We start from the raw sequence: 21,750 nt of genomic DNA, 5'->3' as shown, positions 1-21,750 counted from the left end.
GGGATTTGACGGATCGTGACCCATCACATCACGGCGCCGATCTGCCAGGGCACGAATTCGTTGTCGCCGATGCCGTTCTCCTCGCTGCGGGTGCGGTGGCCCGACGCGGTTTCCAGCATCAGGCGGAGCAGGGCGGCGCCGGCCTCCGCCACGCTGGTGCCGCCGTCCAGCACGGCGCCGCCGTTGAAGTCCATATCCTCGCCCATGCGGGCATAGAGCGCGCTGTTGGTGGCGATCTTCAGGGACGGCGTCGGCTTGCAGCCGTAGGTCGAGCCGCGGCCGGTGGTGAAGGCGATCAGATTGGCGCCGCCCGCCACCTGACCGGTGGCCGACACCGGGTCGTAGCCGGGCGTGTCCATGAAGACGAGGCCGTGGTCGGTCACCGGCTCGGCATAATCCACCACGGCGTTCAGGCGGGTGCCGCCGCCCTTGGCGACCGCGCCCAGCGATTTCTCCAGGATGGTGGTGATGCCGCCGGCCTTGTTGCCGGGCGACGGGTTGTTGTTCATGTCGCCCTTGTGCATGCGGGTGTAATCCTCCCACCAGCGGATGCGGTCCATCAGCTTTTCGGCGACGGCGGGGGAAGCGGCGCGGGCGGTCAGCAGATGCTCGGCGCCATAGATCTCCGGCGTTTCGGACAGGATGGCGGTGCCGCCATGGGCGACCAGCAGATCGACCGCGGCGCCCAGAACCGGGTTGGCGGTGATGCCGGAATAGCCGTCGGAGCCGCCGCATTGCAGCCCGACCGTCAGGTGACTCGCCGGCACCGGCTCGCGCCGGATGTCGTTGGCGATGGGCAGCATGGCACGGACCAGGGCGACGCCGCGCTCGATCGTCTCGCGGGTGCCGCCTTCCTCCTGGATGGTCAGGGTGGCGATCAGCCCGTCCGGGCGCGGCGCCAGCGTCTGGGCCAGGGGCGCGATCTGGTTCATCTCGCAGCCCAGCCCGATCAGCAGCAGCCCGGCGAAATTGGCGTGGTCGGCATAGCCGCGGAGCGTGCGGCGCAGGATCGCCATGCCTTCGCCGGTGCCGTTCATGCCGCAGCCGGTGCCATGGACGATGGCGACCACCCCGTCGACATTCGGGTAATCGGCCAGCGCAGTCCCGTTGAAGGCATCGGCGATGCGCTTGCAGACGGTGGCGGAGCAGTTCACGCTGGCGATGACACCGATGTAGTTGCGGGTGGCGACCTGCCCCGACGGCCGGCGGATGCCGAGGAAGGTCGCCGGCTCCCCACCGCGCTCGGCCTCGACGATGCGGGTGGAGCCATGGTCGAGCCGGGCCTCTCCCATGCCGAGATTGTGGACGTGGACATGCTGGCCGGGCTCGATCGGTTGGGTGGCGACGCCGATCACCTGTCCGTATTTGACCACCGGTTCGCCGGGCGCCACCGCGCGGATGGCGATCTTGTGGCCGCTGGGGATGGTGGCGGCGGCGGTGCCGGCGAAGCTGCCGACGCCGACCGGGCTGCCCGCCGGGATCTCGCGGGTGGCGACCGCCACGCTGTCCGACGGGTTCAGCAGGAGAAGTTCGGGAACGGAAGTCGGCATCGGTCAGGTCCTTGGATAAGGAAATCGAGGATGGCGGATTTCGTCAGTCCAGCCGGTAGAAGGTCGCGGCATTGCCGCCGAACACGGCGGGATGCGCCTCCGCGGGGATCAGTCGGCGGCACATGTCCAGCCAGCCGGGATAGTCGCCGGCGAGCCGCAGGACCGGCCAGTCGCTGCCCCAGATCAGCCGGTCGGTGCCGAAGAGCGCGATCAGCCGCCGGACATAGGGGTGGATGTCGTCGATGCCGGTGCGCCCGCCCGCCTCGGTCAGCAAACCGGACAGCTTGCACCAGACATTGGGCAGGGCGGCGAGGGCGCCCATGTCCTCCGCCCAGCCGAGGGTGCCGCCGCTGGCGATCTCCGGCTTGGCGGCATGGTCGATGACGATGGACAATGCCGGGTGGCGCCGGGCGAAGCGCAGCAGCGACGGCAGGTGGCGCGGCAGGACCAGTGCGTCGAAGCTCAGCCCCATCTCGGCCATCGCCGATGCCGCCGGGTCGATGGCGGCATCGTCGAGCCAGTCGGATGCCTCCGCCTGAACCATCGGCCGCAGCCCCTTCAGCTTTGGGTGGGCGGCGAGTCCCCGCACCCGCTGCGGCGCGTCCGGCGCCTTCAGGTCGGTCCAGCCGACCACGCCGCGGATGAAGCTGTGCCGGGCGGCGAGGTCGAGCATGAAGTCGGTATCGGCTTCGCTGCACAGGGTCTGGACCAGCACCGTGCCGTCGACACCGCTCTCCAGCAGCAGCGGCAGCAGGTCGGGCGGCAGGAAGTCGCGGTGGATGGGGCCGAGATCCGGCGGCGGCCATTCGCCCCGGCGGGCGGCCATCAGCCAGAAATGCTGGTGGGCGTCGATGCGCATCGCTTACCCCTCCACCGGAACAGGCGCCGCCTCATCCAGCAGGCCGCGTGACTTCAACGCCTGCCAGAAGGCGGCAGGGATCGGCGCCTGTGCCCAGGCAAGGTTGGTCGCCAACTGGCCGGCGTTGCGCACCCCGGTGACGCAGGAGGCCACCGCCGGATGGGCCAGCGGGAATTGCAATGCTGCGGCGGGAAGCTCCACGTCGAACTCGCGGCAGGCGGCGGCGAGCGCCTCCACCCGCGCCACCGTCTCCGGCGGGGCGTCGGCATAGTTGAACTTGCCATTGCCGGCGAGGATGCCGGAATTGAACACCCCGGCGGCGACGATCCGCGTGCCAGTGGCGAGGCAGCGCTCCAGGAAGGGCGACAGGCTGGACTGTTCCAGCAGGGTGTAGCGGCCGGCCAGCATGGTGCAGTCGAGATCGACTTCGCTCATGGCATCCAGCGCCACCTCCCATTCGTTGACGCCCAGGCCGATCGCCGCCACCGCGCCGTCGCTCCGCAACTCCTCCAGCGCACGGAATCCGCCGCCGCGTGTCAGCGCGTCCCAGTGATGGGCATGGGCATCGCCATGGGTGACACGGCCGATGTCGTGGACATAGAGGACGTCGATGCGGGCAAGGCCGAGGCGCTGGAGCGAATCCTCCACCGAGCGCAGGATGCCGTCGCGGGAGTAATCATAGACCGGGTGGAAGGGCAGGGGATCGGCCCAGCCGTCGGCATCGACGCCATGGACCCGCGCACCGTCGGCATTCGGGCGGATCAGCCGGCCGACCTTGGTGGACAGCACGAAGTCGTCGCGCGGCCGGTCGCACAGCGCGGCGCCCAGCCGCCGCTCCGACCGGCCATAGCCGTAATAGGGGGCGCTGTCGAAATAGCGGATGCCGGCATCCCAGGCCGCCTCGACGAGCCGATCGGCCTCGGCCGGATCGGTGGGGCGGTAGAGCCCGCCCAACTGCGCACAGCCGAGCCCCGTCACCGGGAGTGACAGGCCGGAGCGCGGCAGGGTGCGGCGGTCGGTCAAATTCATCGGGATCGCCTCGACTGCGAAGAACGCGATAGGGGAGAAAGTGGCGTGCGCGGCGAGGGACCGGGCGCCGCGCACGCCCAAGGCCAGGAGAAGAGGATGCGGGGCTCAGTACAGGACGTTCTGGGCTTCCGGCGTCGCCAGATTGGCCTTGGTCACCAGCACCACGCCGGTGTCGAGCGCCTTTTCGACCTTCTCGCGTTTGGTCAGCTTGACCGCCGTCTGCACCCCCAGATAGCCCATCTGGTAGGAGCCCTGGACGGCGATGGCTTCCAGCGTGCCGTCCTTGACGAAGCCCTGGAGATCCTGGTTGCCGTCGAAGCCGACGGCGACGATGTGGCCGGCCTTGCCGCTCTGGGCCAGCGCGCGGCCCATGCCGATGGCGGTCGGCTCGTTGGCGCCGAAGATGCCCTTCAGGTCGGGGTTGGCGGCCAGCACGTCGGTGGTCTGGTTCAGCGCCGTCGCCATCTGCGACTGCGAATAGAAGGGACCGACGATCTCCAGCTTGGAATGGTCCTTGATGTATTTGGTGAAGCCGCCGACCCGGCCGATCTCCGACCCGGCGCCGGCGACATAGGACATGACGGCGATCCTGCCGCTGGTGCCGACCTTGTCGATCAGCGCCTTGGCGCACAGCTCGCCCGCCTTGACGTTGTCGGTGGACAGCATGGCCTGGTAATACTGCTTGCCGGCGTCGGAAACGGGGGAGTCGATCAGCACCACCGGGATCTTCGCCTCCCACGCCTTCTTCAGGACCGGGACCAGCGCGTCGGGATCGGAGGGGGCCAGCACGATGCCGGCGACCTTCCGGTTCACCGCGTTCTCCACCATGTTGACCTGATCGGCGATGGCCGATTCCGCCGCCGGACCCTGGAAGGTCATGGTGTAGCCGTCCGCCTCCTTCTGGGCAGTGGCGGCGCCCTTCTGCACATTCTGCCAGAAGGTGGAGTTCACGGTCTTCACCACCACCGCGATTTCTTTATCCGCAGCCAACGCCGAGCCGGCGGCGAGAGCGATGGCGGACGCCAGACAGGCCGAAACGAAGCGCTTCATGGTTTCACTCCCTGTTGGATCGTTTGCTTTTGGACGAGCCGGTCAGCGCCGGTTGCGGATCTGGTCGATCCAGACGGTCAGCAGGATGACCAGGCCGATGATGATCTGCTGGGTGAAGGACGACACGCCGTTCATGTTCAGCCCGTTGCGCAGGATGCCGATCACGAAGGCGCCGATGGCGGTGCCGGAGATCGTGCCGACCCCGCCGATCAGCGAGGTGCCGCCGATGACCGCGCTGGCGATGGCGTCCAGCTCGTACATCACGCCTTCGTTGGGCTGGGCGGTGACGAGACGGGACATCAGCACGCAGCCGGTCAGGCCGGCCAGCGTGCCGGACAGCACATAGGTGAACAGGGTGACGCCGGCGACGTTGACGCCGGACAGCCGCGCCGCCTCCGCGTTCGAGCCAACGGCGTAGATGTGGCGGCCCAGCGTGGTGCGGCTCAGCATCACCGCGACGGCGATGGCGATGACCACCATCAGCACCACCGGATAGGGGATGCCGGGGAAGACCACGTCGGGAAAGCCGTCCTCGCCGATGCGGACGATGCGGAACATGGCGCCGTTGCCGAGCTCGCCGAAGGATTCGCCCAGGCCCGACACGGCGCGGGCGCCGGTGATCTGCAAGGCGACGCCGCGCGCCACCATCATCATGCCCAGCGTGGCGATGAAGGGCGGCAGCTTCAGCCGCGTCACGCACAGCCCGTTCAGCAGGCCGCAGAAGGCGCCGACCAGAATGCCCAGCCCCATGCCCAGCGGCACCGGCGCCCCCGCCTTCACCGCCAGCGCCGCCACCACGCCCGCCAGCGCCAGGACGGACCCGACCGACAGGTCGATGCCGCCGGTGATGATGACGCAGGTCGCGGCGATGCCGAGATAGGCGATGGACGTCACCTGCAAGGCAATGGTCATGCCGTTGCCGACGCTGAGGAAGGCGTCGCTGGTCATGGAGAAGACGGCGACCAGAACCAGAAGCCCGGCGAGCGCGGCGAATTTCTGGATGAGATCCTTGCGCCGGTCGTTCATCACCCGGCCATTCATCGCCTGCGGGCCGTCGCTTGTGGGCCGGCGCGGGGAAGCGGCTGTCTCAAGAAGCTTGGTGGTGGGATTGCTCATGGCGTTTCGGCTCCCGGCGCCGCCGGGCGGCCATGGCCCGAGGCGAAATGCATGATGTCTTCCTGGCTGGTCTCGCGCGTGTTCAGCACGGCGGTGATCCGCCCTTCGTGGAAGACGGCGACACGGTCGGTCAGGCCGAGGATCTCCGGCAGTTCGGAGCTGATGAGGACCACGCCGATCCCCTCGGCGGCCAGCCGGTCGAGAAGCTGGTAGATGGCGAACTTGGCGCCGACGTCGATGCCGCGCGTCGGCTCGTCGAAGAACAGGATGCGCGACTGGCGGAACAGCCACTTGGCGATGACGATCTTCTGCTGGTTGCCGCCGGACAGCAGCCGGGCCACCTGATGCGGCGACGGCGTGCGGATCGACAGCATCTGGATGTAGCGCCAGGCCGCCTGTTCCTCCGCCTTGCGGTCGATGAAGCCGAGCGCGTTGGACACCGCGCCCATGTTGGCCAGCGTCAGGTTCTGGGTGACCGACATCTTGACCGCCAGCCCATGGCTCTTGCGGTCCTCCGACAGGTAGGCGATGCCGTGGGCGATGGCGTCGCGCGGGGTCTTCACCGTGATCTCGCGGCCGCCCAGCCGGATGGTTCCGGCATCCGGCGGGTCGGCGCCGAAGATCGCCCGCGCCACCTCGGTCCGGCCGGCGCCCATCAGCCCGGCGAAGCCCAGGATCTCGCCGCGCCGCAACTCGAACCCGACATCGTGGAAGACGCCGCGGCGGGTTAGTCCGCGCACCTCCATCAGCACGTCGGATGTCGGAACGGAGGTGCGCTCCGGGAACTTGTCGTCCAGCGAGCGGCCGACCATCAGTGCCACGATCTCGTCGATGCAGGTCTCGGCGAAAAGGCGGGTATCGACGTAGCGGCCGTCGCGCAGCACAGTCACCCGGTCGACGATCAGCGCCATCTCGTCCAGCCGGTGGGAGATGTAGACGATCCCCACCCCCTGGTCCTTCAGTTCGCGGATCACCTGGAACAGCAGGGCGGTTTCGGATTCGGTCAGGGACGAGGTCGGCTCGTCCATGATGACGATCTCGGCGTTCAGCGACAGCGCCTTGGCGATCTCCACCATCTGGCACTGGGCGACCGACAGCGATTTGACGGGCGCTTCGGGGCGGATGTCGACGCCCAGCCGGTCGAGGCAGGCCTGGGCCTGCCGGCGCAGCGCGGCGCGATCCACGAAGCATTTGCCGGGCCAGCCGCGTTTCGGCTCCCGCGCCAGGAAGATGTTCTCGGCCACGCTCAGATGCGGGACGAGGTTGAGTTCCTGGTGGATGATGGCGATGCCCGCCCGCTCGGCGTCGAGCGAGGAGGCGAAGCGCCGGACCTCGCCCTTGTAAGTGATTCTGCCCTCGTCGGGCTGGTATTGGCCGCTGATGATCTTCATCAGCGTCGATTTGCCGGCCCCGTTCTCGCCGCAGAGCGCGTGGACCTCGCCCCGGCGCAGGTCAAAGCCGACGCCGTCCAGCGCCAGCACGCCGGGGAACCGCTTGATGATGCTGTCCAGCCGCAGCAGCTCGGTTCCCGCCAAACCATGGCGGAACCGGCCGGGGGCCGTGTCGAGCGACGCTTGCTGCATGGCACCTCCCCATCCGGTGCGTCCGGCATTTCCGGGCCGCACCGTCTGGCTGCGTTGTCGAGCAAACCGCTTGGTCCGGCCGGCAGTGCCGTTCGTCAGGTCACGGCCGGTACGGCGTCATTCCGCCGCGTACACCTGCTGGCGCTGACGGCCGAGGCCCTGGATCTCCAGCTCGATCCGGTCGCCAGGCTTCAGGTAGGCCGGCGGCTTCAGCCCCAGCCCGACGCCCGGCGGCGTGCCGGTGGAGATGACGTCGCCGGGCTGGAGGCTCATGAACTGCGACAGGTAGGAGACGATGTGGGCGACGCCATAGACCATCGTCCGGGTCGAGCCGTTCTGGTAGCGGTGGCCGTTGACCTCCAGCCACATGTCCAGCGCCTGCGGATCGGGAACCTCGTCCTTCGTCACCAGCCAGGGGCCGATGGGACCGAAGGTGTCGCAGCTCTTGCCCTTGGTCCACTGGCCTTGGCGCTCGATCTGGAACTCACGCTCCGACAGGTCGTTGACGACGCAATAGCCGGCGACATGGTTCAGCGCCTCGGCCTCCGACACGTATTTGGCGGTCTTGCCGATGACGACCCCCAACTCCACCTCCCAGTCGGTCTTGGTCGAGCCGCGCGGGATCTCCACCGGATCGTCCGGACCCTGGATGGCGGAGGTCGCCTTCATGAAGATCACCGGCTCCGACGGGACGGCCGCCCCGGTTTCCGCGGCATGGTCGGAATAGTTGAGGCCGATGCAGACGAACTTGCCGGTGCCTGCCACGCAAGGACCCAGGCGGGTGGAGGCGTCGACCACCGGCAGGCTGTCCACCGGCAATGCCGCGATCTCCGCCAATCCTTCGGGCAGCAGCCAGCGGCCGGCAATGTCGTCGACATGGGCGGACAGGTCGCGGATGCGGCCCTGGGCGTCCAGCAGTCCAGGATTCTCGGCCGCCCGCGGGCCATGGCGCAGAAGTTTCATCGAGCGTTTCCCGAGTTTCTTGTCGTGATTGCGGACCGGCCGGGCCGATCGGGTGCCGGTCAGGTATTGGACCAGCCGCCGTCGATGGCGATGGCCTGCCCGGTCATGAAGGAGGAGTCGTCGGACGCGAGATAGACGGCGAGCTTCGCCACCTCCTCCGCCGTGCCCAGCCGGCCCATCGGCTGGCGGGCGATGAACGCTGCGCGCGCGGTGTCGTAATCGCCCAGCGCCCGCATGCGGTCATGCAGCGAGGGGCTGTCCACCGTGCCGGGGCAGATGGCGTTCACGCGGATGCCGCGGGTGACGTAATCGGCGGCAACCGACTTGGTCAGGCCGATCACCGCCGCCTTGGTGGTGCCGTAGATGAAGCGGTTCGGCGCCCCGATGATGGAGGAGGCGACCGACGACATGTTGACGATCGATCCGCCGCCCGCCTCCAGCATTCCCGGAAGGAAGGCGCGGATCATCCGGTACATCGAGCGGACGTTGAGCGTGACGGCGAAGTCGAAGGCATCCTCGTCGCAGTCCAGCACCGTGCCGGCATGGACATAGCCGGCGCAGTTGAACAGCACCGACGGCGCCGGCACATCCGCCGCGAAGGCGCGGATCGCCGCCGGGTCGCAGACGTCGAGGCGGCGGGTGGTGATGCCGGGCATCCCGGCCAGTTCCGACAGCAGGCCGTCGTTGATGTCGGTCGCCACCACGCTGGCGCCCTCCTCGGCGAAGGCCAGCGCGGCGGCGCGCCCCATGCCCTGCGCCGCGGCGGTAACGACGGCGGTCTTTCCCTGCAATCTGGCGGTCATGGCCGTGTGTTCCCCCATTCGATGTCCGGCTGGCCGGGCCGCCGCCGCATGCATCGTTGCCGATACAATCTGTTTTGCGGATCGTATGTTTTATATACACAGCGGCGTTGCGCCTGTAAATCGCCCCGTCAGTCGAAGGAGAAGTTTTCCGATATACGCCGACTGGCCTCGTCAAGGGCTGCGACGATCTCTTCCGGCTCCTTCGGAACCTGCCGGGTGCGCAGGTATGGGCAGGTGAGGGCGGCGATGGCGCCGCCTTCGCGCCGGTCGATCACCGGACAGGACAGGTCGACCACGGCCTCGGTGATGCCGCTGGGGCGGGCGACATGGCCGGCGGCGCGGATGGCGTCCAGCGCCCGGCCCAGCGCATCCAGGTCAATCCAGGGATCCTCGCGCCGCAGTTCCTCATAGAGGATATGGCGGCGGCGGGCGCTCATGAACGCCATCAGGCAATGGCCGGAACCGGTCAGGATCAGGGGCTGGCGGTAGCCGATGCGGACGGTGAAGCCGATGTGGCTCGTGCTCTCCACACGCGCCACCACTGCAATCTGGGTACCGGATTTGACCGCAAGATGGCAGGAATAGCCGGTCGTCTCGGCGAAGGCGTTCATGAAGGGCAGGGCGATTTCGATCAGCGACCGGTTGACCGGCCGGTTCATGCCCAACCGGAACAGCCGGTCGGTGACCTGGAAACGATCATCGCCCTCCAGCCGCTCTATGTAGCCGCGCTGTGCCAGCACGGAGACCATGCGGAAGATTTCGCCCTTGGTCCGCCCCACCCCGTCGCCGATCTGCTGCAACGACTGGGGGGCACGGCATTCGGACAGGAACTCCAGGATGTCCAGCCCCTTTTCCAGCGCCGGGGCCGAATATCGCCGCTCGCGATCGGGGGCATTGGGCAACTCGTCAGGCGTATCCGTCGGATCGATGTCGGTCCCGCTCACGCTGGCATCCTCTCCTGTGCCGATGTCGGTGCGTTTTACCTATGTTTCTCCCGTTTCATCAGAAATACAATGCCGGACTGGCCAGCCACATCGGCGCCCAACGCCGACCTGACAACGCCATACCGAGGCAGGAACTGGCTGTGCACGCACGGCGGTCCGATGGAAGCTTTGATCGATGTGATCCAGGACCTGAAGATTGGGCAGAAAGCCGATCGATGACAGAGAGATGTTCAAGGGCGCGACCATGATGAAGAAGAGTTCCCTTCATATGGCGGTCCTGGCCCGTGAAGGAGATTGCGCTACTGCCGGCTGTTCAGCGCCACCCGCTCAACTTCTGTTTGGTCACACAAAACTTGGAAGAGCCCCTTGTTCCATGCCGCTTCAAAGCCTCGCCTAGGCCCAGTCCATTCATGGCGACCAGGCTTCGATATCCGAGGTCTCGACCGTGGCTCGAGGGTGTGTTCGGCCGGCGCTTACGGCCTGCCGGTTTCGTTATTCTTCTTCGCCCGCTCCTTCTTCGCTTGATCGTGATGCCACTTGATGGCGAAGAACATGCCCGTGCCTAAAACAATAATCTTGAACGGAAAGAAGACCAAAGGAAACCAGTCATACATTTTGAATATCTCCAGGCTATGACACCATCTATCGTCAGGAGAACGTGACGGCAGTCAGGTCGAGTGCGAGTCTTTGCCTGCGGGCGGGGCCACAGGAGGCCGGGTTGGCGCGGCTGTACCGAAACGGGCTTCCTCGGCCTTGTAGAAGTACTGGCTGGCCACCAGCCAACCCTTCAACGGCCGCAAGGGCGGAATACAGGTCAGCAACAGGAACGGCAGGGTCGTGACAAGGTGCACCCAGTAAGGGGCCTCGAACTTCGCCTCGATCCAGAACGCCAGGATGACCGTGGGAATGCAGGCGAAGCAGATGACGAAGAAGGCGGGGCCGTCGGCCGGATCGGCGTAGGAGTAGTCCAGGCCACAGACCTCGCAATGGGGGCGCAGCGTCAGGAAGCCGCTGAACAGATGACCCTGGCCGCAGCGTGGGCAGCGACCACGCAGGCCGGTGCTGAAAGGCGGAAGAGGCGGCCACTCCTGTTCGGATGACATCGCGTGTTCCTTCGCGAGGCAATGGCAGACAATGTCTGCATACAATGGGAAATCGTATGCTCCCTGGTGGCCTGCAATGTCAACCCAAATGCATGCAATATGCCGGCGGGATTCATACAACCATGGAAGACATGGCAGGTGCCTCGGCAAGAAGGTCGGCCACTTGCCGCAATGCCTCGCGCACACCCTGGCGGTCCTTCGGGCCCCCGAGCGCGACACGGACAGCCTCCGGCGGCGTCGACACGGCAAAGGCATCGCTGCCGACGATACCAATCCCCGCTCCACGCAGGCGCATGATGAACTCACCGCGGGTCCACTCGTCAGGCAGCCTTAGCCATAGGTGGAATGCACAAGGGCTGGCCACGATGGCCCCTGGCGGCAGCGTTTCCCTCGCGATCGCATGCCGCGCCGCCGTCTCCTGCCTGATGCCCGCGACGATATTCGCCGCCTTGCCATTGTCGATCCAGCGTGTCGCCAGCGCCGTGGTCAGCGGCGACGCCATGCCCGTCGTAGCCCGCACAGCCGCGGCCAGCCGGGAAACCTGGCGGGGCTCGGCAGCGGCGAGGTAGGCGATGCGGAGTGCCGGTGAGACAGATTTGGCCAAGCCGGAGACGTGGAAGACGGACTCGGGCGCCAGCGCCGCCAGAGGAGGTGGCGCATCGGGTGCCAAGGCGCCGTAAGCGTCATCCTCGATGATGCGCACGTCATGCTGGCGCGCGATGGCCACCAACGCCTTGCGTCGATCCAGCGGCTGTGTCGCCGTGGTGGGATTGTGCAAGGTCGGGGTGCAATACAGCGCCTTGGGGCGATGGGTCCGGCAGGCCTCCTCGAAGGCCTCGGGCAGCAGGCCGTCGCCGTCCATGGCCAGTGGCGCGAGCCGCAGCCGCAGATGCGCCGCCAAGCTGCGGAAGCCGGGATAGGTCAGTGCCTCGCAGCACACCACGTCGCCCGGCTCGCACAGGACGCTGAGCGAGGCCAGCAAGGCGCCCTGTGCGCCCGCGCAGACCAGCACCCGCTCCGCGGGCACGGCTAAGCGGCCTTCCAGCCAACGCGCCCCGGCCTGACGGTCGGCCTGGCTGCCGCCGACCTGCTGGTAGCGAAGCAGCAGATCCAGGTCCAACTCAGCTGCGAAGGCGCCCATGTCGTGCCGCAGGTCGTCCTGCAAGCCCGGCCCCATGGGCAGAGGCGGCGCGTTCATCTGGAGATCGGCGGGATGCGCCGCCTGCCGGGGGTCGGGCGGCATCGGCGGTGCGGCTCGGTTTGCGCACACGAAAGTGCCCCGGCCGACGCGCCCTTCCACCAGACCGCGTCGGGCCGCCTCGGCATAGGCGCGCGTAACGGTCGTGAAATCGACGCCCAGCTTCCTGGCAAGGAGACGCTGCGGCGGTAGGCGAGTCCCCTGTGTGACCTGCCCTGCCCGAATGCCCTCTTCCAGGGCATCGGCGATGGAGCGGTACACCGGGCCTGCCGAGCGATCGATTGTCGGCACCCAAACCAGATCGTCAGCGGAGCGCGACACGCATCACCCTCATCTACATACAATGCGGCATCGTAGTCCTGAATTGTATGCAGCTAAAGGAAATTCATGCTCTCACTCACCAGCTCGCGACGCCGGCAGGACGCGGAAAAAGGGTTGATGCAGCGCCCGCCGCAACTTCTCCGGCGGGATCGGCGGTCGCCCGATCTTGACCGGCCAGCCGGGAACAGCCTTCTTCCGCGTCCTGTTCGACGGTAGCTGTCGGCGGGTCGCGCGGGCTCTACCCGGGCTGGCCCGGTGCGATCAGGCTCAATCCCAGGCGGCCGCGGGCGAAATTCAGGTAGGACACAGCGCTTCTCCAGTCGCCCTTGCTCCAGGCTCCCTCCGCGGTGGACAGGGTGGTGTTTATGGTGCCTGCCTCTGAGGGGGAGGGGACTTTCTTGCGGGCCTCCGCAAGCAGGTCAGGAAATTGCCGGGCGAGGTCCGGCGCGGGCGGGGTCTGTGCCGAGGCAGGGATGCTGAGGGCGATGCCGCCGATGATGGCCGCAACATGGAGCATTTTCATGGAGCATTCCTGGACAGTGAAGCCATTTTTCCGGATATGGCGGCGGGCAGGACCTTCGCAATCCCTCCAATTTCGGGGTCGTCACGCGAGAGCGGGGCGCGGGTCCATGTCGGGGGCGGTGTCGCCGACCGACATCTGCGACAGCACGCTGCTGCGGTCGACCGACCGCCGCTCCCCATCCAACCGTTCGATCAGCAGAAAGGCACGTTCGGCGCTGCCGAGCAGGCCGAGCAGCGTTCCGCGCTCGCGCGGGCTCAGCCCCTCATGGCTCAGGCAGGTGCGGCGCAGCGCGGCGAGCGCCTCGACACGGCGGCCGGCCTCGACCGGCTGAGAGGCGCCCAGTTGGGAGGCGCCCGGCTGCAACGCCCTCATCGCCTCGTCCAGCCGGCCGACCAGCCCGGACACCAGGTCCCGGCCCTGCGGGGAGAAATCCTCCTCCTTCACGCGCAGGGCCACCTGATGAAGCGTTTCCCCGAGGCTTTCGGCGAAATCCGCCTCCTCGATCAGGCTGGCGACTAAGTCCGCCTGCGGGTAGGGCTGGTCCGGCTTCAGCAGGGTGGCGGCGAAGGTGCCGATGTTCCGGCTGAGGATGCCGATCGCCATGCGGTGCGCGCCGGGGTCCTTCGGTGCATGGGGCGCTGCACTCGCCATGGCGAGGAACAGGGTGCTCGCCTCCAGATGGCGGGCGATCTCCTTCTGCAGGGCGGGGATGCCGGCGGCGAGATCGCCGCGCCGGTCCGCCGTGAGATAGCGCGGCATCGAATAATCCTCGATATCCTCCGAGGAGTCGTGGCCGATGTGGCGCAGCACCCGTTCGAACACCCCGATGAAGGGGAACAGCAGCAGCACGTTGAAGATGTTGAAGACGGTCGAATAGAGGCCGATGGCGATCGGCACCAGCGGGTAGGTCTCCTTCCCGTTCACCACCACCGGAACCGACGGGTCGCCGCCGAACCACTGCATGGCGAAGCGCAGCACCTCCATCGAGATGAAGAACAGGGGGATCGTCACGCAGACGCCGATGATGTTGAAGGCGATATGAGCGTAGGCCGCGCGCTTGGCGTTCTTCGACAGGTTCAGGGAGGCGAGCCAGGAGGTGATGGTCGTCCCGAGATCGGCGCCGAGCGAGAAGGCGACCGCGGTCTGCCAATCGAGGATGCCGGCCGAGCCCAGCCCCATGACGATGCCGATGGTGGCCGACGAGGAGTGGATCATCGCCGTGACCAGGGCCGCAGTGGCGACGCAGACCAGCAGCCCGCCGAAATCCTCCGCCTGCAGGGACGAGATCGCCGACATCACCTCCGGCATCCCGCGCAGCGGGCGCAGTCCCCCGGTCATCAGGTTGAGACCGTAGAAGATCAGGGCGAAGCCCATGCAGGCGAGCGCGATGTTTTTCGTCTTCTCCGACTTCGCGAAGATATGGACGAGCGCGAAGACGCCGGCCAGCAGCAGGCCGAGCGGACCGAGCGGCAGCGCGATCAATCCGTTGCCGAGCGTCGTTCCGATGTTGGCGCCCATGATGACGCTGATCGCCGGGCGCAGCCCGACCACGCCGGCGTTGACCAGCCCGACGGTCATCACCGTCATCGCGGTGGAGGACTGGATGATGCCGGTGATGAAGGTGCCGGCCAGAACGCCCTTGACCGGGGTTCCGGCAAAGGTCGCGAGCAGGGCGCGCATCCTGTTTACGGCGACCGCCTGGATGCCGTTCGACATGAACTCCAGCCCCAGCATGAAGATGCCGAGCCCGCCGAGGACCGGCACGATGATTTGGGTGAAGACATCAACCTGCATGATGGATTCCTTGCCGTGCTCGGTTTGCGGGAGCGGACGGTCGCGGGTGGTTCCGGTCGGGATCCTGTGTCATCGGCTGGAAGCGGCGGAAACCCAGGACGCCTGGACGAGTGCCACCAGGGGAGCCGGAAGCGGCACGTAGCCGAGGTCGGCGGCGTCCTGCTGCCACAGCGTCAATGCCGCGTCGAACAATCTCAGGGTGCGCCGTCCCTGCCCACTGTCGATCCGGTCCCGCGGCATCAGTGCGAAGACGGTGGCGGCGATCGGGTAGGCGTCGGTGGCGGTGGCCTCGGCCAGCAGAAGGGTGAAATGGGGGGCCCGGCTCCAGTCGGCGCTCGCCGCGGCGGCCTCGACCGTTTGGCGGGAGGGGGCGACGAACCGGCCGGCCCGGTTGCCCATCTCCGCAACCGGCAATCCCGCCCGCGCCGCCTGTCCGGCCTCGACATAGCCGATGGCGCCGGGGATCGCCTTGACCGTCTCGACGATGCCCTGGCTGCCACGTACCCCGGTGCCGGTCGGCCAGCGGAGTTCGGTGTCGACACCGATGCGCTCGCGCCAGGGTGCGCTTGCCTGCGCGAGGTAGGCGGCGAAATTATAGGTGGTTCCCGATCCCTCGGCGCGGTGGACGACGGTGATCGGCTGGTCGGGCAGGGGAAGCCCCGGATTGAGCGCCGTGAGTGCTGGATGCGACCAGGAGGTGACGGTTCCCATATAGATGTCGGCCAGAACCGCGCCCGAGAGGCGCAGCTTGGCGACGCCGGAACCCGGAGGGGCGGCGGGTAGGTTGGCGACGACCGCGATGCCGCCCATCGCGATGGGGAACTGCATGAGCCGGTGGCGATCAAGATCTTCGCCGTTGAGCGGCACATCGGAAGCGGCGAAATCCACCGCGCCGGCGATCACCCGCATCGTGCCGGCCAGGGACCCGACCGGCTCATAATCAAGTCCGCCGTCCGGGGACGGGAAATCGCCGCCGTCGGCCTCGGCCGTCCGGAAACGCTCGCCCCACTGATGCAACAGGGGGAAGGCAAAGGTCGACCCGGCCCCGGCGACGGGTTCGGCCTGTGCCGGGACAACTGTCATCACGCTTAAGCATGCGAGTACAGCCAGCAGGAACCGTGGCATTCCGCACCCATCGCTTAGAAGAAAGGAGCCGGTTTTCCGGGTTTTATTTTGACTGGGATCGTATTTGTCGTCGGTGACGAACAGATGACAGCGCGATGCGGGATCGCCAAAGAGCGGAATACCTATCCGAATTCCCAATGCGTGCCGGAGCGACATGCCGGCCAACGGCAAATCTCCGCCGGAGCCGGCAACCGCCGCAACCGTTCGCGCCCTCCTCTGTTGTGTCCGGGCGACGGGAGGGGAGCGGCCCGGTCATCTCCTCCTGACCATGGGCCGAGCGGCCCGTTGCAATGAAAGGACGAGCACCGGCATGGGGTATGAACTGGTTCGGGACGAAACCACCGATGCAGCCGTGCGCCGGATCATCAGCGAGCAGCTCGGCGCAGCCGCCGAGGCTCTTCAGGATGCCGGCTCTTCCCGGCACAAGGCCGTGCACGACGCCCGCAAGGCGTGCAAGAAGGCCCGCGCCGCCCTGCGGCTCGCTCGGGGAGCCGTGGGCGGCAAGGCCTTCCGGCGGCTCAACACCGCGATCCGTGACGCCCAGGGTGGGCTTGCCGGGGCCCGCGACAGCGCGGTCATCATCCAATCCCTGGACAAGCTGCGCTCGCATTCGCAAGAAGAGCTGGAAACCGCGGGTGTCGCTGCGTTCCGCGAACATCTTGTCGAGCGCTGCCGCAGGATCGAGGCCGAGCAGCTGAACAGTGCCGAAGGCTTCGAACCGGTCGTTGCCATGCTGCGCTCCGCTCAAGCGGAAGCGGGAGACCTGTCGATTTCGGAACGGGGGTTCGACGTCTTCCGTCCCGGCCTCCGCCGGATCTACCGGACCGGGCGCTCCATGCGGAACAATGCCTTTCAGACCTCCGAAACCGCTCATGAATGGCGCAAGCAGGTCAAGAATCTCTGGTACTCGGTCCGCCTGATCGAGCCGGTCTGGCCGGGGCCGCTCGGCTGTCTCGGCGGGGAACTGGAGGACCTCAGCGAACGGCTGGGCGACCATCATGACCTCGCCGTCCTGCTGCACGCGGCAACCGAGGCGGAACTGAACGACGACACGGTCGCGGCTCTGAAGGCGGCGGTCGAACGGCGTCACGCTGCACTCGAACGGAAAAGCGTTCCGCTGGGAGGAAAGATCTTCGCCGAACGGACGGACTGCTTCCTCGACCGCATCGAGACCTACTGGGCGATCTGGGTGTGAAGCGGCACGGGGGCGCGACGAGAAACACTATCGGCGAGGCTCACCTGCCGATATAGGCGGCAAGCTCCTCGGCCGTCCCGTTCGGGAGCGCGCGCTTCCGATGATCAAGAAAGGCCGAGACCCGGGCGCTCAGCAGGCAGCGTGACGGATAAAGCGTCGACAGCGCGATATCGGGCGCATCGACATCGCCCCAATGGACGAGCGTGCCGTCGGCGAGATCATGGCTCGATAACGCGCCAGGGCACCCGATGTGCCGGCAGCCGGCAGGAGCAGGGCATTCCGGGAGCACCGATGCACGAGATCGCCCCCCAAGCGGGGGCTCTAACCCGTGGCACGCCGCAGCAGGGCCCGGCCGGCGAAGCGCAGGCGCTGCGACAGCGGGAAGCGGCGGAAGGTGGACTTGGCGGTGCCGCTGGTGAAGGCGGTGCGCTTGCCGTAGTCGATGGCGACCTCGACCACCACCGGGCCGTGCTTCGCCTGGGCGCGGGCCTCGCCGACGGCCGCGGCGATGCCGGCGTCGTCGGGCATGAAGACATAGGCCGCACCGGTCGCCTGGGCCACGCCGGCCACGTTCAGCACGCCGACCGTCGTGCAGGGCTTGCGGTTGTAGGGGATCTGCTGGGCCTGGGCGATCTGGGACAGCTCGCCGTCGCGGAAGACGAAGAAGACGACGCCCAGCCCGTGTGCCGCCGCGGTGGCGATCTCCATGCAGGTCATCATGAAGCAGCCGTCGCCGACCACGGCGAACACGTCCTTCTCCGGCCGGGCCAGCTTGGCGCCGATGGCGGCGGGCACGGCGTAGCCCATGGCGTTGAAGTCGCTGGGTGTCAGCAGGCGGCCACCGCGATGGATGGGAAACAGCTCGGCGGCGAGATAGGTGTGGTTGCCGTCGTCCAGAACCGCGATGGCGTCGTCGGGCATCTGCCGGCGGAGCTCGTCGAAGAAGCGTGCGGGGTTGACCCGTCCCCGGCTGTCGTGGGCATACCATTCCTCGCGCCAGGCAGCCTTGTCGCGCGCGATCTGCCGGGCGAGCCCGTCCGCATCGCCGGCCCGGCCGCCACGGCGGCGGATCTCCTCGACCAGCGCCGTCAGCACCGTCGCGGCATCGCCGACGATGCCGGTCTCGGCAGGATAGTTGGCGCCGATCACCTCGGGGCAGATGTCGACGTGAATGAGTGCCGGAGGCACCGCTGCCGCGAAGCTGCCGGTCGGGATCTCGCCGAAGCGGGTGCCCACCGCCAGCAAGGCATCGCAGCCTTTGAAGGCGTTGCGGGCTGCCGGGACCGCCGACGGGCTGAAACCGAAGCCGGCATGGAGGGGATGATCGGCGGGAAAGCTGGCCAACCCCTGCAGGGTGGTGCTTACCGGCGCGTGCAGCAATTCGGCCAGGGCTGCGATCTGGCCGGTGGCGGCGCGTGCGCCCCAGCCTACGAACAGGCCGGGGCGTCCAGCTGCCAGCAGACGGTCTGCGGCGCGACTGATCAGCACCGGATCGGGCGGCGGCGGGGAAGGAGGCGGCGTCCAGCGCGGCACCGCGCCGGCCTCGCCGGGGAACAGCTGCAGATCGAGCGGAATCTCGACCAGCACCGGGCCGGGCTGGCCGCCGGTGGCGATGCGATAGGCGTCGAAGAGGGTGGGGACCACGTCCTCGTGCCGTTCGACCCTGAACGCCGCCTTGGTCAGCGCTGCCGCCAAGGCAAGCTGGTCCAGGCCGTGCAACTGGTAGCGCCGCCCGGTGTCGCTACGGATGCCGCCGGTCAGCACCAGCATGGGGATGCCGTCGAGGAACGCCTCGCCGATGCCGCTGGCGGCATGGGTGAAGCCGGCCGCCGGCACGATCACCAGCGTACCGATTCCGGTGTCGGACACCCGGCTGACCGCGTCGGCCATGAAGGCGCCCCCACCCTCGTGGGTCACCAGGACCGGCGTGATAAGGGCGCTGCTGTTCAGTTCGTCATAGAGTTCGGTGGTGTGGACACCCGGGATGCCGAAAATATACCGGACGCCCAGCTGCTCCAGGGCATGCACCGCCAACCAGGCCGCGGTCTTCTTCATCGCGATCGCTCCCTTCCGGGACTTGGTCGCTCAAGCGGCGTGGCAAAGGGGCGGCTTGCGCGGCTGGCAATGATGAACGCTCGCCGCATGGTTCCACAGGCGGTCCACGTTGGCAATCGTCCCACATCTTCATAGAGCCAATGCAGGTAAGCAAAATTTGAACCATGATCGTCGTCAATATTGTAAAATGCTGACGGATACCGTGTGCATCCTTCACAACAGGATATGAATTTTTCCTCACGGGCTTTGCGGTGAAAGGGCGGTGCGCCCGGCGCTGGTCAGAATCATGTCGTTCTGCGGGGCGTGGACGCGGGCGCACAGCACGTCGCGATGATGGCGCTCCAATGGATTGTCGCGTGACAGGCCGGGATTGCCGGTGACCTCCAGAGCCCGTGCCACCGCGTCGATGGCGTTGTTGGTCACCGTGTATTTCACCAGCAGTGCGTCGCTCTGCGAGGGCGGAGTGCCGCCATCGACCGCCGCCGACAGGGAGCTTAGGAGGATGCGGTTGGTCAGCAGCAGCGCCTCGATCCCGCCCAGCGCCTCTTGCAGGCGGGGAACTGTGGCCAGTGAAGCCCCGCCGAGCCCGGTCGGCCTGCGGGCTTGCAGGAAGCCGATCAGCCAGTCGCGTGCCGCACGGGCGATGCCGTCATAGACGCCACTGAACAGGGCGGACATCCAGGCGGTGGCGACCGCATCGGGGGCGGCCCAGCCGGCGGGCGGGCGCAGCTCTCCGGCATGGTCGTCGGGCACGAAGACGTCGTGGAACACCACCTCGTGGCTGCCGCTGGCCCGCATTCCGATGTGGTTCCAGGTTTCCCGCACCTCGATCCCCTGTTCCGCCAAACCACTGCCGCGCGGAACCACCCAGGTGCCGACAAGCGGTTCCGCATCGTCGGTGCGCGCCCAGACGCCGAGCCAGGACAGAGCCGGAATCCCGGTGGAGTAGATCTTGGTTCCCGAGATGCGCCAGCCGCCCGGCACCTTGCGCGCCATCGTCGCCGGCAGGCCGCCGCGGTGAGGCGTGCCCAGCTCCGGCTCCACCCGCAGGATGTTGACCAGGGCACCGTCTGTCGCGGCGGAGCGGGCGATGCGGTCGCGCAGAGCCTCCGGCCACGCGGACCCGCGCCAGAGCTGGTTATGGATGACATATTGCAGCACCAGCACCAGCGCGGTGGACGGCTCGCCACGGGCGATGCCGTTCACCACTGCCAGCGCATCCCCCAGCCCGCCGCCCTTGCCGCCTGCCGCCTCCGGCGTGACCAGCGCCAACATCCCCTCATCCGCCAGCCGGTCGAAATTCTCGAACGGGAAGCTGGCGGCGGCGTCATGCTCGCCGGCGCGCTGCGCGAACTCCGCCGACAGGGCTGCGATCAGCGACGGGTCGACCACCGGAGCAGTGCGGGGCTCGCCAAACTTGGCGGCCGGGAAGGGCAGGTCATCGAAGGGCATGGCAGGCTGTTCCGCTGGGGTGGAGTGGAAATCAGGCGAGGTCGACCGTGATGCGCCCGGCGAAGCGCTGGCTGTCGGTGGAGCGCTTGATGACCGACACGCTCTTCAGCTCGTCGGTGTAGAGCGCCAGCTGCTGGCGCAGCTCATCGCCGATGGGGGTGACGTTGTGGGCGTGGCTGCGCAGCATCGCCTCCAGCTCCTCCACCGGGAATTTCGGAGCGAAGGGGGCGTAGGCCGCTGCGGCGGCGCGCAGGTCGGCATAAGCGGCGTGCTGCGCCTCGATCAGCGCCGTTGTCAGCGCCTTGGCCGCCGGGCGGTTGTCGCGCAGCAGGCTGCCGCGCACGCCGACGAGGCAGCAGGTGCGGGTGGCGAACTCGCCGCAGACGTTGTTGGTGATCTCCACCATCCGTGGGTCCTTGGTGTGGCGCCAGACCAGCGGATCGCCGTCGGCGATGGCGTGGATCTCACCCTTCTCCACCGCCAGCCCCAGCAGGTCGGCGGGGAACTGGCGCCATTCGACGTCCTTGTTCGGGTCGATGCCGAATTTCGTCAGCACGACGGAGAAGAAGTTCTTCGACGGGCTGGCCATGTCGCTGACGCCGATGGTCTTGCCGGGCAGGTCCAGCACGGTCTTCACCCCCGCCTCCTTCGCCCCGAACAGCCGCATGCAGCCGCCATGCAGGCCGGCGGAGATCTTCACGTCGAAGCCCTGCTCCAGCGGCTTCAGCCAGCGCAGGGCCATGCCGACGCCGGCATCGGCCTTGCCGGTGGCGATGGCCTCAAGCAGCTGGTCGGTGGAACCGGTGAAGTTGATCAGTTCCACCTCCAGCCCATGCTTCTTGAACAGGTCGAGCTGGAACGCCAGCGGCACGGCGGAGAAGCAGACGGCGCCGGCATTCCAGGACAGGCGCAGCGGTTCGGCCGCCACAGCCCGCCGGCGCAGGACGAAGGGAGCGGCGAGGGTGACGGCGCCGGCTGCGATCAGGCCGCGGCGGGACAGGGGGCGGGCCAATGGGCGCAGTAGGGAAAGGGCCGAATTCGCGGTCATTGTTCGTGGGCCTTCGCGATGGATGGGAAGCAAAGGGGG

19 protein-coding genes and 1 pseudogene are annotated in these 21,750 nt (G+C 67.6%); 1 reads left to right on the top strand and 19 read right to left on the bottom strand.

Annotated elements, in window-relative coordinates; all coding sequences use genetic code 11:
• Positions 1-23: 23 nt before the first annotated feature.
• From ACWPKK_RS17085 to pstS, 15 genes are all read right to left on the bottom strand, one after another.
• Entirely contained in the window at positions 24-1,550 is a 1,527-nt protein-coding gene (locus ACWPKK_RS17085) for a UxaA family hydrolase (RefSeq protein ID WP_452006402.1), read from the bottom strand.
• Between the two features lie 43 nt (positions 1,551-1,593).
• Entirely contained in the window at positions 1,594-2,409 is an 816-nt protein-coding gene (locus ACWPKK_RS17080; protein WP_452006399.1) for an amidohydrolase family protein, read from the bottom strand.
• A 3-nt stretch (positions 2,410-2,412) separates the two neighbouring features.
• Positions 2,413-3,438 carry an aldo/keto reductase gene (locus ACWPKK_RS17075; RefSeq protein WP_452006396.1) on the bottom strand — a complete coding sequence of 342 codons (1,026 nt, stop codon included), beginning with the start codon at positions 3,436-3,438 and terminating at the stop codon, positions 2,413-2,415.
• 105 nt (positions 3,439-3,543) lie between these two features.
• Positions 3,544-4,488, bottom strand: a complete 945-nt coding sequence (locus tag ACWPKK_RS17070; RefSeq protein ID WP_452006393.1) for a substrate-binding domain-containing protein — start codon at positions 4,486-4,488, stop codon at positions 3,544-3,546.
• 42 nt (positions 4,489-4,530) lie between these two features.
• Entirely contained in the window at positions 4,531-5,514 is a 984-nt protein-coding gene (locus ACWPKK_RS17065; protein WP_452006684.1) for an ABC transporter permease, read from the bottom strand.
• A gap of 86 nt (positions 5,515-5,600) precedes the next feature.
• Positions 5,601-7,187 carry a sugar ABC transporter ATP-binding protein gene (locus tag ACWPKK_RS17060; RefSeq protein ID WP_452006390.1) on the bottom strand — a complete coding sequence of 529 codons (1,587 nt, stop codon included), beginning with the start codon at positions 7,185-7,187 and terminating at the stop codon, positions 5,601-5,603.
• Between the two features lie 117 nt (positions 7,188-7,304).
• A complete protein-coding gene (locus tag ACWPKK_RS17055) occupies positions 7,305-8,150 on the bottom strand; it encodes a fumarylacetoacetate hydrolase family protein (RefSeq protein ID WP_452006388.1) in 846 nt (281 codons plus the stop codon).
• A 59-nt stretch (positions 8,151-8,209) separates the two neighbouring features.
• Positions 8,210-8,953, bottom strand: a complete 744-nt coding sequence (locus ACWPKK_RS17050; RefSeq protein WP_452006385.1) for an SDR family oxidoreductase — start codon at positions 8,951-8,953, stop codon at positions 8,210-8,212.
• Positions 8,954-9,081: 128 nt separating this feature from the next.
• Positions 9,082-9,897, bottom strand: a complete 816-nt coding sequence (locus ACWPKK_RS17045; RefSeq protein WP_452006382.1) for an IclR family transcriptional regulator — start codon at positions 9,895-9,897, stop codon at positions 9,082-9,084.
• 473 nt (positions 9,898-10,370) lie between these two features.
• A complete protein-coding gene (locus tag ACWPKK_RS17040) occupies positions 10,371-10,511 on the bottom strand; it encodes a hypothetical protein (RefSeq protein ID WP_324867610.1) in 141 nt (46 codons plus the stop codon).
• Positions 10,512-10,565: 54 nt separating this feature from the next.
• Positions 10,566-11,000: a DUF983 domain-containing protein gene (locus ACWPKK_RS17035; RefSeq protein WP_452006379.1), complete on the bottom strand. Its 435-nt coding sequence runs from the start codon at positions 10,998-11,000 to the stop codon at positions 10,566-10,568.
• Positions 11,001-11,112: 112 nt separating this feature from the next.
• Positions 11,113-12,519 carry an aminotransferase-like domain-containing protein gene (locus ACWPKK_RS17030; RefSeq protein WP_452006377.1) on the bottom strand — a complete coding sequence of 469 codons (1,407 nt, stop codon included), beginning with the start codon at positions 12,517-12,519 and terminating at the stop codon, positions 11,113-11,115.
• Between the two features lie 238 nt (positions 12,520-12,757).
• Positions 12,758-13,042, bottom strand: a complete 285-nt coding sequence (locus ACWPKK_RS17025; protein ID WP_324867617.1) for a hypothetical protein — start codon at positions 13,040-13,042, stop codon at positions 12,758-12,760.
• Between the two features lie 81 nt (positions 13,043-13,123).
• Positions 13,124-14,836, bottom strand: a complete 1,713-nt coding sequence (locus ACWPKK_RS17020; RefSeq protein WP_452006373.1) for a Na/Pi cotransporter family protein — start codon at positions 14,834-14,836, stop codon at positions 13,124-13,126.
• Positions 14,837-14,905: 69 nt separating this feature from the next.
• Positions 14,906-16,117, bottom strand: a complete 1,212-nt coding sequence (gene pstS / locus ACWPKK_RS17015; RefSeq protein ID WP_452006682.1) for a phosphate ABC transporter substrate-binding protein PstS — start codon at positions 16,115-16,117, stop codon at positions 14,906-14,908.
• On the opposite strand from pstS, the gene ACWPKK_RS17010 reads away from it, so the two are divergent.
• Positions 16,116-17,156, top strand: coding sequence for a CHAD domain-containing protein (locus ACWPKK_RS17010; RefSeq protein WP_452006370.1), 1,041 nt, complete (start codon positions 16,116-16,118; stop codon positions 17,154-17,156). The two genes, pstS and ACWPKK_RS17010, sit on opposite strands and share 2 nt — an antisense overlap.
• 40 nt (positions 17,157-17,196) lie before the next feature.
• On the opposite strand, the pseudogene ACWPKK_RS17005 reads toward ACWPKK_RS17010, so the two are convergent.
• The 4 genes and pseudogenes from ACWPKK_RS17005 to ACWPKK_RS16990 all read right to left on the bottom strand — a co-directional run.
• A pseudogene (locus ACWPKK_RS17005) lies at positions 17,197-17,391 on the bottom strand (LysR family transcriptional regulator); the annotation flags it as partial.
• 86 nt (positions 17,392-17,477) lie between these two features.
• Positions 17,478-19,211, bottom strand: coding sequence for a thiamine pyrophosphate-binding protein (locus ACWPKK_RS17000; protein WP_452006368.1), 1,734 nt, complete (start codon positions 19,209-19,211; stop codon positions 17,478-17,480).
• Positions 19,212-19,448: 237 nt separating this feature from the next.
• Positions 19,449-20,663: an acyl-CoA dehydrogenase family protein gene (locus ACWPKK_RS16995; protein WP_452006365.1), complete on the bottom strand. Its 1,215-nt coding sequence runs from the start codon at positions 20,661-20,663 to the stop codon at positions 19,449-19,451.
• A gap of 31 nt (positions 20,664-20,694) precedes the next feature.
• Positions 20,695-21,711: an ABC transporter substrate-binding protein gene (locus ACWPKK_RS16990; protein ID WP_324864286.1), complete on the bottom strand. Its 1,017-nt coding sequence runs from the start codon at positions 21,709-21,711 to the stop codon at positions 20,695-20,697.
• Positions 21,712-21,750 lie beyond the last annotated feature (39 nt).

The sequence above is a fragment of the Azospirillum largimobile genome (assembly GCF_977007025.2).
Note: the sequence above shows the minus strand (reverse complement) of the source record. Positions and strands in the feature narration are given on the sequence as shown.

What these genes read in the sequence shown, in the direction of transcription:
- ACWPKK_RS17085 (WP_452006402.1), bottom strand. Translation starts at nt 1,550, where the DNA reads ATGCCGACTTCCGTTCCCGAACTTCTCCTGCTGAACCCGTCGGACAGC.
- ACWPKK_RS17080 (WP_452006399.1), bottom strand. Translation starts at nt 2,409, where the DNA reads ATGCGCATCGACGCCCACCAGCATTTCTGGCTGATGGCCGCCCGCCGG.
- ACWPKK_RS17075 (WP_452006396.1), bottom strand. Translation starts at nt 3,438, where the DNA reads ATGAATTTGACCGACCGCCGCACCCTGCCGCGCTCCGGCCTGTCACTC.
- ACWPKK_RS17070 (WP_452006393.1), bottom strand. Translation starts at nt 4,488, where the DNA reads ATGAAGCGCTTCGTTTCGGCCTGTCTGGCGTCCGCCATCGCTCTCGCC.
- ACWPKK_RS17065 (WP_452006684.1), bottom strand. Translation starts at nt 5,514, where the DNA reads ATGAACGACCGGCGCAAGGATCTCATCCAGAAATTCGCCGCGCTCGCC.
- ACWPKK_RS17060 (WP_452006390.1), bottom strand. Translation starts at nt 7,187, where the DNA reads ATGCAGCAAGCGTCGCTCGACACGGCCCCCGGCCGGTTCCGCCATGGT.
- ACWPKK_RS17055 (WP_452006388.1), bottom strand. Translation starts at nt 8,150, where the DNA reads ATGAAACTTCTGCGCCATGGCCCGCGGGCGGCCGAGAATCCTGGACTG.
- ACWPKK_RS17050 (WP_452006385.1), bottom strand. Translation starts at nt 8,953, where the DNA reads ATGACCGCCAGATTGCAGGGAAAGACCGCCGTCGTTACCGCCGCGGCG.
- ACWPKK_RS17040 (WP_324867610.1), bottom strand. Translation starts at nt 10,511, where the DNA reads ATGTATGACTGGTTTCCTTTGGTCTTCTTTCCGTTCAAGATTATTGTT.
- ACWPKK_RS17035 (WP_452006379.1), bottom strand. Translation starts at nt 11,000, where the DNA reads ATGTCATCCGAACAGGAGTGGCCGCCTCTTCCGCCTTTCAGCACCGGC.
- ACWPKK_RS17025 (WP_324867617.1), bottom strand. Translation starts at nt 13,042, where the DNA reads ATGAAAATGCTCCATGTTGCGGCCATCATCGGCGGCATCGCCCTCAGC.
- ACWPKK_RS17020 (WP_452006373.1), bottom strand. Translation starts at nt 14,836, where the DNA reads ATGCAGGTTGATGTCTTCACCCAAATCATCGTGCCGGTCCTCGGCGGG.
- ACWPKK_RS17010 (WP_452006370.1), top strand. Translation starts at nt 16,116, where the DNA reads ATGCCGGCCAACGGCAAATCTCCGCCGGAGCCGGCAACCGCCGCAACC.
- pstS (WP_452006682.1), bottom strand. Translation starts at nt 16,117, where the DNA reads ATGTCGCTCCGGCACGCATTGGGAATTCGGATAGGTATTCCGCTCTTT.
- ACWPKK_RS17000 (WP_452006368.1), bottom strand. Translation starts at nt 19,211, where the DNA reads ATGAAGAAGACCGCGGCCTGGTTGGCGGTGCATGCCCTGGAGCAGCTG.
- ACWPKK_RS16995 (WP_452006365.1), bottom strand. Translation starts at nt 20,663, where the DNA reads ATGCCCTTCGATGACCTGCCCTTCCCGGCCGCCAAGTTTGGCGAGCCC.
- ACWPKK_RS16990 (WP_324864286.1), bottom strand. Translation starts at nt 21,711, where the DNA reads ATGACCGCGAATTCGGCCCTTTCCCTACTGCGCCCATTGGCCCGCCCC.